Below are 10,092 nucleotides of genomic sequence, written 5' to 3'. Positions count from 1 at the left end.
CGTTTCATGGACATTCCCCCCGGTTTCGGAAATGCCGCGCCGGGGGAGTGGATTCCCCCGGCGCGGAGTCGCGGCCGCTCGGGATCGGCGGAAACGGTGCGGTGTGGTGTGTGCGTGTGCGCTGTACGGGCGACATGCGTGGCGCGTGTCGCCCGGAGCGCGAAAGGGGCCAAAGAGACGGACGGCGTGGTGCGCCGGACCCGGACCGCGAGGAGTTCTCCTAGAAATCGACCTCCCGGCCGAGTTCGGCGTAGATCTTCTCCACGTAGCCGTTCATCTGGGGCGCGTACTTCTTGTAGAGGGGGGCGAGCTTTGCCCGGAAGGCCTGTTTCTGCTCTGGCGTCAACTCGATGATGACGTTCTTGCCGCTCTTCAGAATGTCCGCCTTGAGTCCGTCGTTGATCTCTTCCTGTTTCTCCCGCTGCCACACCTTGGTCTCTTCCACGGCATCGAGGATGATCTTCTGCTGTTCCGGGGTGAGCTTGTCCCAGCTCACCTTGGAGAAGACCACCGGAAGCGGGCCGTAGAGGTGATCCGTCTCGATGATGTACTTCTGCACCGTGTGGAATCCGGAGTTGACGATGTTCTGGTAGGGGTTCTCCTGGGCGTCGAGCACGCCCTGCTGGAGGCTCGTGAGCACTTCCGAGAAGGCCATGGGGATGGCGCTGGCGCCCAGCATGTTCCATGCCTCGATGTGGAGCGGATTCTCCATGACCCGGATCTTCAGGCCCTTGAGGTCGTCGGGGGTGTGAATCTCCCGGTTTGCCGTGGTCTCCCGGAAGCCCTGGGACCACCAGGAGATGATCTTCACGCCCGCGCTCTCCACCGACGCGGCCACTTCCTGTCCCACGGGACCGTCGAGGACTTTTTCCGCCTGGGCGCGGTTTTCGAAGAGATAGAAGAGGTCGAAGACCTTCGTCTTGTCCGTGAAGCCCCCCAGAGCGGGAAGGGCGGGAAGAGCCATGTCCAGGGCGCCGATCTGCAGGGACTCGATCATCTCGCGGTTGCCGCCCACCTGGCCGTTGGGAAAGATCTGCAGCGTGATCGTGCCGCCGGATTTCTCCTTGAGCAGTTCCGCGAACTTCACCGAGCCCAGGTGTTCGCCCCCGGTCTCGGTGACCACGTGGCCGATGCGCAGGACCAGCGTGTCGGCCGCCAGGGCGCAGGTGCCCGAAAAGAGCGCGAACAGCAGAGCGACGCAGGCGACGCAGAACCGTGTGGACAGAAACCGTGCCTTTCTTGCTTTCATCTTTCCTCTACCTCCTTCGTGATGGTGGTGCTCTTCTCTCGTGTCCCGAGCACATCCGAATGAAGCCTGGCGAGCGGCGACCGCGCCGGTGCGGCTACGTTCCCGACGGGTGGTGCGGAACGGGCCGGTGCGGGCGGCGCCTTTCCTGGGGCGGCCTTTTCCGCCGGAGGATTCCTACGAGGCCGTCCTCTCCCGAAGAGCCGAAAGCACCTCTCTGTTGACCAGATTCCTGGGGCGTCCCTCCCTGAAGAATCGCACCACCTCCTCCGCCGCCTTCACCCGCAGCTCCGGAATGGCCGCGTCGGAGTTCCACGCCGCATGGGGCGTGATGACCAGGTTGGGGAGCGTGAGCAGCCGGGGGATTCCTCGGGGAGGCTCCTCCCGGAGAACGTCCAGAGCCGCTCCGGCGATGATTCCCGAGGTCAGGGCCTCGTGAAGGTCGTCGTCCGCGATGAGCGCTCCCCGGGCGGTGTTGATGAGATAGGCGCTGCGCTTCATGCAGGCCAGCGTCTCCCGGTTGATGATTCCCTCCGTCTCGGGCGTGAGGGGCACGTGGAGAGAGACCACGTCCGCCTCGGAGAGAAATGTCCGCAGGTCTGTGCGACGCTCGATGCCCTCGGCCCGGAAGGTCTCTTCCGGAACGAAGGGATCGTAGCCGAGGAGGCGCATGCCGAAGGAGGCCGCTCGCCGCCCCGTCATGCGGCCGATGCCGCCGCACCCGAGGAGGCCGAAGGTCTTCCCCTGGAGGCGCGGCACGGGGTCCGCCACGGTCATGTCCCAGCCGCCGGACTTGACCTGCCGGTCCAGCAGACCCACCTTGCGGGTGATCTCGAGAAAGAGGGCCAGCACGTGGTCCGCCACTTCCTCCTGACAGTAGTCGGGCACATTGCAGACCATGATGCCCTTTTTTGTCGCCGTAGGCAAATCCACCGTGTTGGTTCCGATGCCCATGCGAACCAGAAGCCTGCACCGCTCGAAGTGTTCCAGATACTCCCTGCCCATGGGCGTGAAGAGCACCATGAGGGCGTCGCAATCGCGTCCCTCCCGGCAGATCTCCTCCGGCGTGCCTCCTCTGGAGAGGATGAGTTCCGCGTCCAGCCCGTCCCGGATGATTTTTTCCTCGATGGTGGTGTCGGGCCAGGTCTTGTCCGTCATGAAGATCTTGAATTTCGCCATGGTCACCTGTCCTTCCGAAAGTGTCGGGATGTCTTGTGTCGTGTCGGGAAACCTCGCGCCTTGCCCGGGCGTGCTGCGCCGGGACGTCTTGTGTCGGCCAACCTCATGTTCTGCCGGGGACGTGCCGAGCCGGGACGCCTTGTGTCGTGTCGCGCCGCCGGTCAGTTTCCGTAGAGTTCGGGGCGGCGCATGCGGAACACCTGGAGATGGTCCCGGATGCCCTCCACCGTGGAGGGATCGATGGTGACGAACGCGCCTTCCTCCTCTTCGCCGCCCTCGTGGAGGGCCTTTCCCCAGGGGTCGAACACGAGGGACGTGCCGCCGAAGAGCGTCTCCTTCGAGGTACCCACCCGGTTGCAGGCCACGACGTACATCATGTTCTCGATGGCCCGGGCGCGGAGGAGCGCCTTCCAGTGGTCGATGCGGATCTTGGGCCACTCGGCGGAGACGAAGAGCACCTGCGCGCCCTGGAGGGCGTAGCGCCGCGTCCACTCGCAGAAGCGGATGTCGTAGCAGATGACGCACCCCGCGGTGACGCCGTCCAGGTCGAAGAGGCATTCCGCGCTCCCCGCCCGGAGATAGCGGGGCTCGTCCATGAGGGGAATGAGGTGGGCCTTGTCGTAGGTGGCCACGAGCAGTCCCCGGGGGTTCACCACCTGGGCGCGGTTCACCGCTCCCTTCGTCGTTCCGGCGAGAACGGACCCTCCGGCGAACCAGACCCCGTATCTTCGGGCCAGATCTCCCAGAAAGACCGCGGCGCCGCTTCCCTCGGGGTCCGCGAGTGTTTCCGCGTCCTCCAGGGCGTACCCCACGTCCCAGATCTCCGGAAGCACGATCACCGTCGGCTCCGCGGTCTTTTCTGCGCAGTGGCGTTCCATCCACTGCGTCACCTTCCGCCGGTTCGCCTCGCGATTGCCGAGAGTGATGTCGAGTTGGGCGATCCCTACGCGCAGCATGGTGTCCCTCCTTGTCGTTTCTGAAGAAAATGAGTCGAAGAAAACGGGTCGAGAAAACGGATCGAAAAAAAGGGTCGAGAACGGCGTGACGACGAGTCGGGGGAAGTGCCGGAAGATTCCGGGCCTTTGCGGACCCGTCGCGGAAAAATCCTCTCCCTTCGCAAGAGGATAATTGGCATACCAAAAATTGTCAAGGCATGCCAAATTGATATTTGGTAGACCGTTTGAAAAGCCGTCCGGTCGATTTTCGCGCTGCGAGCGGGACGCAGGGGTGTGTTGACAAAAAATAATTCATTCGATATTGTTCAGTGAACGAATATATTCATTCACGAATTGGTCGTGCGTGAATATTCGCGGGAGACCGGGGTGGAAAGGGGATGACGTGTGTGGACTTTTCTCCGTGGGTATTGTTCGTGGATCTGGGTATCGCATCGGGACTCATTCTTCTGGGGCAACTGATCAGGGCGAAGGTGCGCTTCGTGCAGGAGCTGTTTCTGCCGGCAAGCCTTCTCGCGGGGTTTCTGGGCTTGGCCTTCGGGCCGAACGGGCTCGGCTATCTGCCGTTTTCGGGAAATATCGGCGTCTATCCGGGCATTCTGATCACGCTCGTCTTCGGGGCGCTGCCGCTGGCGTCGGAGAAGGCACCGTTCCGCGAGATCTTCGACCGGGTGGGCAACCTCTGGGCCTACTCGCAGGTGGGCATGATCCTCCAGTGGGGCATCGGCGCCCTCTTCGGCATGTTCATTCTGGGAGGGGTGTGGAAGGATCTCAATCCCGCCTTCGGCCTCATGCTCGCCAGCGGATTCGCCGGAGGGCACGGCACCGCGGCGGCCATCGGCGCGGCCTTCAAGGGGCTGGGCTGGGAGGACGCGGGAACGCTCGCCATGACCTCCGCCACGGTGGGGGTGGTGAGCGCGGTGGTGGGGGGCCTGATTCTCGCCAAGTGGGGTTCCCGGAAGGGGTACTCGCATTTCCTCACCACCTTCGACGACATGCCGACGGAGCTGAAGACCGGCCTTATTCCTCCGGACCGGCGCCATCCCGGCGGGTTCGACACGGTCTCCTCCATCTCGATCGACCCCGTTGCGTTCCATCTCGCTCTCATCTTCCTCGCTTCCCTGGGCGGGTACTACCTCAGCAAGCTCGCCGGGGCGTACATTCCCAAGGTCAGCCTTCCCGTGTTCAGCTGCGCGTTCGTGGTGGGCATCGTGATGAACCACGTGCTTCAGGGGACGGGTGCCTCGACCTACGTGGACAAGAAGACCATGGGGCGGCTCAGCGGTACCTTCACGGATCTTCTGGTGGCCTTCGGAATCGCCTCCATCAAGCTTCCGGTGGTGATCAAGTACGCACTTCCCCTGGCGTGCCTCTTCGTCTTCGGCATCGTCTACTGCCTTTTCGTCTTCTCCTGGCTGACGCCGCGGATCATCCGCTCCTACTGGTTCGAGAAGGGGCTGTTCACCTGGGGGTGGATGACGGGAACCATGGCCATGGGCATCGCCCTGCTCCGCATCGTCGATCCGGAGCTGAAAAGCAAGGCCCTCGACGATTTCGCCTTCGCCTATCTGCCCATCGCTCCCGTGGAGATTCTGGTGGTTTCCTTCTCGCCGGTGCTCTTTGTGGAGGGGAAGGGGCTGTACTTCATCGGTGCCTGTGTCGCCTACGGACTCGCGGTGTGGCTCTTCGCCGCGGCCAAGGGGTGGTTCCATCTGAAGCCCAATGAAAAGAAGGTGACACTGGAGCGGCTTTCCTGACGGGAGAATGATTGCGCGTCGGCAGAGGCACAAGCGGACGGCGTGAGCGGGATGTGTCGGTGCGCTCGTGCTCTGCCGTCGCGGGCGGATGCGGGGTCTCCGGAAGAAACGAGCCTGTCGATTCCATCGTTTCATCGATCTGAGAGCGAAACGAATCCCCACGGCCGGATGGCGGGTGAGCGCGGACAGGAAGTGTGCTTCGGTCCTGTCGCCCGGCCTTCGTTTTCGCCCCGGATGTGTCGCACCTGCGGAAACAGCGGCAACAGAAGGTTCTTTCGGCGGCCCCGTGTGCTCTCCGGTCCGTTCTCTTCGGCGGACGAGAGCGCGTCCGCCCGTTTCACGGAGCATGCAACGCATCGGGGAGATCCCCCTTGCGCACTTGATGGGAGGTATCACATTCATGGAAAAGCAGCAGGGCAAGAAAGTGTCGTTTCTGTATCTGAACGAGAAGGACATGATCGAGGCGGGCGTTCTGGACATGCCCGAATGTGTGGAGGTGACCGAAGAGGTGTTCCGCCTTCTCGGCAGCGGGGACTACCTGATGGGCGGGCCTCTCTGCAACGAGCACGGCCAGATGCTCTGGTTTCCCAAGGAGAGCCCCTTCGCGAACATGCCCGTCGCGGGTCCCGACCGGCGCTTCATGGCCATGATCGCCTATCTCGGAGGGCGTTTCAACGTCTGCGGCGAGAAATGGTACGGGTCGAACATCGAGAATCCGCTGAAGCGGGGGCTTCCCCGGTCGATTCTCATGGTGATGCTCAACAACGCGGTCACCGCGGAGCCGTTGGCCCTCATGTCGGGAAATCTGATCAGTGCCATGCGCACCGGCGCCGTTCCCGGCGTTGCGGCCAAGTACCTGGCCCGGAAGGGCGCGGACACGGCGGCGATCATCGGGACGGGGGTCATCAGCAGGGCCTGTCTTCTCGCCATCTGCGCCGGTGTGCCGGGAATCCGCACGGTGAAGCTCTACGACATCCGGGAAGAGCAGATGGAGCGCTTTGAAAAAGACATGGCGGAGAAGCTCTCCGTGACCTTCCGGCGCTGTTCGTCTCTGGAGGAGGCGGTGCGCGGGGCGGACGTGATCAGCGTGGCCACTTCGGGGGCCAAGGCTGCTGAAATCCGGGAGGAGTGGCTCCGGGAAGAGGCGCTGGTGGAACTGACGGGCATCGCGGACATCACTCCCGAGCTTTATATGAAGAGCACCATCGTGGCGGACAACTGGAAGATGCACCGCTCGTGGATGACCGAGGGCGACGAGCACCCCGACGGCATCGAGAGCATTCTGAGCTGGGCGCCCTCGGCGCCGGTGATCCGCCTCGTGCTGGACGGGCGGGTGCGGCACGAGGACATCCAGAATCTCGGCGACATCGTCGGCGGCGCTCCCTTTGTCAGGAAGCCCGGTGCACCGGTGATGTTCATCACGGGGGGAATGCCCGTGGAGGACGTGGCCTGGGGATACACGGTCTACCAGAACGCCCGGAAGAGGGGCATCGGTCAGGAACTGCTCCTCTGGGATTCGCCCCACTGGTTCTAGACTCTTCTGGAGTCGGTCTGCGGTGCGGTTGCCCTGGATGAAATGAGGCAGGCCGCTCCGGAAAGAGTGCTTTCCGGAGCGTGAGGATGGCGGCAGCGGAACGGGACGGTACGGGACGGAGCGGAGCGAAGAGCCCGCGCCCCGCAGGGAACGGAAAGAGAAACGTGCGAAAAAGACAGGTGCGATACGGATGCTCCCGGGACGATGTTCCCGGGAGCGTTTTTTGGTGGGCCTGCGCGTTGCGTCGAAATTCCGCCGCAGGAAGCCGGAAGTAAAAAAAACCAGGCAGGTCCTCCGGACCGGGGGAACATCTTGCCGTCGGAATCTGAAGCGGTTTTTTTTCGCCGGAGGGGATGTGTTCGGATGGATCTGCGTTGCCGCAGCGGCGGGAGAGGCGGCGGAGCGCCCGGGAAAAACGGTTCCGCCGGGGGCGGCGGGGAGATTTTCGCCGGAAACGCGGTGCCGTTTGCGGCGGTTTTGTGTATCATGGAATAAAGATCTTTCTACAAAGCTCCTTCCACAAAAATGCTTTCATATTTTATCTATGACGGAGAAGACCATGACCGATGCACGTCACCTGTACAAAAAGATAACCGAGAGCAAAGATGCGTTGCCCGGTTCGCAGAGAAAGGTTGCGGACTACATTCTGCGGAACGGCCGTGAAGTGGCGTTTCTCACGGCGGAGGAGCTGGCGAAACGCACGGGCGTGAGCCTTGCCACGGTGGTGCGCACCGCCGCGGGCCTGGGGTTCGAGAGCTACCAGGTCCTGCGGGAACTTCTGGCCGATGTGGCCAAAGCCTCTTATTCCCCCACGTGGCGCGAGTTGGAGGATTCCTGGCGCAATCCCGACAGTGGAGACTACTTCGGCATGGTGGTGCGGGACACCATCGAGGCGCTGCGGCACATTCTCACCCCCGGTGTGGCCGCCTCCGTGCGGAACGCCGTGGAGATCCTCGACGGGGCGCGGGTGGTCCACATCATGGGGAGCCGCTCCAGCAGGGCCCCGGCGCTCTCGCTGTACTACGCCTTTCAGCAGTTTCTGCGGGATGCCCGCCTGTTGGGGACGATGGGCGGGGACGATCTCTACGAGAACCTTCTGCGCGTCCGGGAGAAGGACGCGTTCATCGCCATCTCCAACGGATATCCCCATTACGCGGTGCAGACCCTCGACGCGGTGCGCTTCGTGGGCGAGCGCGGCGTTCCGGTGGTGCTCGTCACGGACAGCATGAGCAACCCCGCCATTCCCTTCTGCCGGGAGGTCATCCACGTGCCCGGCTGCGAAGCCCACTTTTCCCTCATTCCCCTCATGGCCGTCCTCGATGCGGTGGTGGTGGGCATGGGGCGGAAACGCTCCGACGAGGCGGTGGGCTCCCTGCGCTCCCTGTGGAAGATTCTCATTGAGAACGGCATCACCATGCGGCCCGACGAGGAGGACAAGCGGAGAAAACCCCAGGATAACCGCTGAAGAAGGCTACGCCGGTCCCGCAGGGCGCCTCGCGGAGCCTGATGCGACCCGGGCCAGGGGAAAGCGAAAGGTCTTTCTTCAGAGATTTCCTGGGTTTCCCGTTCTCCGGAAAACATCCGGCCCGCAAAGCGTCGCCCCCGCGCTCCCTCGGGAGCGCGGGGCCAAAAGACACGGACACGGCGGCCTCTTCCGCAACGGGAGGGGCCGTTTCCGCAAGAGGACACACACAGGACACCGAACAGGACAGAACAGGACAGGACAAGACAGGACAAAACCAGGACAGGGGGCTCCCGAAAATCGGGAGTCTCTTTTGTTGTCCCCTCGTTTCCGTGTACCCGCTCGGTGGCGGTTTGCACTCGCCTGACGTCGGCGTGTTTTCTCCGGCCCTCTTTTTCTCTTCCCTTCTTTGCTCTGCTCTGCTTCTCCACCGCTTCGCCTCCTGAAACGCTCTTCCGGACAGTGAATCCTCACGGCTCCCTAACGCATGTTTCTTCGTCCTCCCGTTATGATGGGTTCTGCGGGAACGATGCGAAAAATTCTGCATTCAAAATGTTTTGATTTTCTGAGAGTGGCTTGTTTTTTGTGTGGTGCGGCAGCGCGAGCTTGCGGTGGATGTCTCGCAAGGTGAAGCCTCGGGAGGGGAAATCCTGTCTCCCTGTCGGACGGGCAGTTTTCCATCCTCCGCGGGAAGGCCCAAGGCGGAAAGATCCTGCCTGCCTGTGGAGCTGGCTTCCGAGAAGCGGAAGAAGTCATGGGGGCTTGGAACCCGGAAACGCCACGGACGAGGCACTCTCGGGCGGGAAGTACGAAGGAAGAGAGAGTCATGAGAACGATACGGGGAAAGATTCTTGCGTGGTTCGTGTCCGCGGTACTTGTGCTCTGCGGTGCTCTGGGTGTGGTGCTCTACCGGCAGGTGAGCGGCTCCGTGACGACCCTTTCGGACGGAATGGCCATGGACATCGCCGGGGCCAGGGCGGACCAGGTGGGGGAATGGCTTGCCCGCATCAACGACGTGACGAAGACTATCGCGCGCATGGAAGTCGTGCGCGCCATGGAGTGGGACGGCATGAAGGATGAACTGATGGCCCTGCAGAAGCGGGACGCGCAGTTCATCGAGATGTATTTCCGCATCGACCCCGAGGGCAACGCGCCGAATACCATGGGCGTCCAGGGGGCGAACCTGTCGGAACGGCCCTATTTCAAGACGATCATGAGCGGCGCCGCCGACACGGTCATCACGGATCCGATCGTGTCCCGCGCCACAAACAAACCGATCCTGGTTCTCGCCCATGCGATCAAGGACGGAACGGGCAAAACCGTGGGTGTTCTGGGTGCGACGATCCTTCTTTCCACTGTCAGCGACATGGTGGGAAGCGTCAAGATCGGTGACGGCGGCTACGGCTGGATCGTGGATGGCACGGGGCTCATGGTCGCCCACCCGGACCAGGAGCAGGTGATGAAGCTCAACGGGCTGAAGTCGGCCGAGACGGGCTTCAGGGGCTTGGACGACATCGTCCGCAAGGTCATCGGAGGAAGCGCGGCACAGGGGGCCATCGTGCGCCCCAATGGACAAGAGGATATGGTCTTCGCGCTGCCGATTCCCCACTCTCCGGGATGGGCTTTCGGCATTTCGATACCCATGGAGGAACTCCACGCCACGGCGAATTCCCTTGCGAAGATCCTCGCAGGGCTCGTGGGGGCCATCGTGGTGGTCTTTCTCGTCATCTCCTACCTGCTGGGCAATTCCATCTCCCGTCCCATCAAGAACGTGGTGGCCCTGGCGGAGCGGGCGAAGGACGGGGATCTTACCTTCACCCGGGAGGACTTCCACGTGAACACCCGGGACGAGATGAACACCATGGCGGACGCGCTGGCCGCCATGATCGCCCGGCAGCGGGAAGTCGTGGTGGAACTCCAGGAAGAGGCGGTTCTCTCCGCCCAGCGCGCCGAATCCCTCG

General features: G+C 62.8%; 7 protein-coding genes. 4 read left to right on the top strand and 3 right to left on the bottom strand.

The genetic code is table 11. The features are described 5' to 3' along the window. Positions 1-220: 220 nt before the first annotated feature. From Q1K49_RS10890 to Q1K49_RS10880, 3 genes are all read right to left on the bottom strand, one after another. Complete coding sequence (locus Q1K49_RS10890; protein WP_300525940.1) at positions 221-1,249, bottom strand: TRAP transporter substrate-binding protein; 1,029 nt, start codon at positions 1,247-1,249, stop codon at positions 221-223. 174 nt (positions 1,250-1,423) lie between these two features. Next, positions 1,424-2,425 carry a C-terminal binding protein gene (locus Q1K49_RS10885; RefSeq protein WP_300525938.1) on the bottom strand — a complete coding sequence of 334 codons (1,002 nt, stop codon included), beginning with the start codon at positions 2,423-2,425 and terminating at the stop codon, positions 1,424-1,426. Between the two features lie 161 nt (positions 2,426-2,586). Further along, positions 2,587-3,381: a carbon-nitrogen family hydrolase gene (locus tag Q1K49_RS10880; protein ID WP_300525937.1), complete on the bottom strand. Its 795-nt coding sequence runs from the start codon at positions 3,379-3,381 to the stop codon at positions 2,587-2,589. Between the two features lie 377 nt (positions 3,382-3,758). On the opposite strand from Q1K49_RS10880, the gene Q1K49_RS10875 reads away from it, so the two are divergent. The 4 genes from Q1K49_RS10875 to Q1K49_RS10860 all read left to right on the top strand — a co-directional run. Next, positions 3,759-5,135, top strand: coding sequence for a sodium/glutamate symporter (locus Q1K49_RS10875; protein ID WP_300525936.1), 1,377 nt, complete (start codon positions 3,759-3,761; stop codon positions 5,133-5,135). Positions 5,136-5,535: 400 nt separating this feature from the next. Then, a complete protein-coding gene (locus Q1K49_RS10870) occupies positions 5,536-6,669 on the top strand; it encodes a tyramine oxidase subunit B (protein WP_300525935.1) in 1,134 nt (377 codons plus the stop codon). Positions 6,670-7,228: 559 nt separating this feature from the next. Then, on the top strand, positions 7,229-8,134 hold the full coding sequence (locus Q1K49_RS10865; RefSeq protein WP_300525933.1) for a MurR/RpiR family transcriptional regulator: 906 nt from the start codon (positions 7,229-7,231) through the stop codon (positions 8,132-8,134). An 823-nt stretch (positions 8,135-8,957) separates the two neighbouring features. After that, positions 8,958-10,092, top strand: a 1,135-nt coding sequence (locus Q1K49_RS10860; RefSeq protein WP_300525932.1) for a methyl-accepting chemotaxis protein, incomplete at its 3' end; no start/stop codon positions are given.

The organism is Aminiphilus sp., assembly GCF_029975095.1.
Taxonomy (GTDB): Bacteria; Synergistota; Synergistia; order Synergistales; family Aminiphilaceae; genus Aminiphilus.
The sequence above is the reverse complement of the archived record's forward strand: the minus strand, read 5'-3'. Positions and strand labels throughout refer to the sequence as shown.

Coding starts and splice junctions, on each gene's coding strand:
- Q1K49_RS10880 (WP_300525937.1), bottom strand. CDS start 3,381: ATGCTGCGCGTAGGGATCGCCCAACTCGACATCACTCTCGGCAATCGC.
- Q1K49_RS10865 (WP_300525933.1), top strand. CDS start 7,229: ATGACCGATGCACGTCACCTGTACAAAAAGATAACCGAGAGCAAAGAT.
- Q1K49_RS10885 (WP_300525938.1), bottom strand. CDS start 2,425: ATGGCGAAATTCAAGATCTTCATGACGGACAAGACCTGGCCCGACACC.
- Q1K49_RS10870 (WP_300525935.1), top strand. CDS start 5,536: ATGGAAAAGCAGCAGGGCAAGAAAGTGTCGTTTCTGTATCTGAACGAG.
- Q1K49_RS10890 (WP_300525940.1), bottom strand. CDS start 1,249: ATGAAAGCAAGAAAGGCACGGTTTCTGTCCACACGGTTCTGCGTCGCC.
- Q1K49_RS10875 (WP_300525936.1), top strand. CDS start 3,759: ATGACGTGTGTGGACTTTTCTCCGTGGGTATTGTTCGTGGATCTGGGT.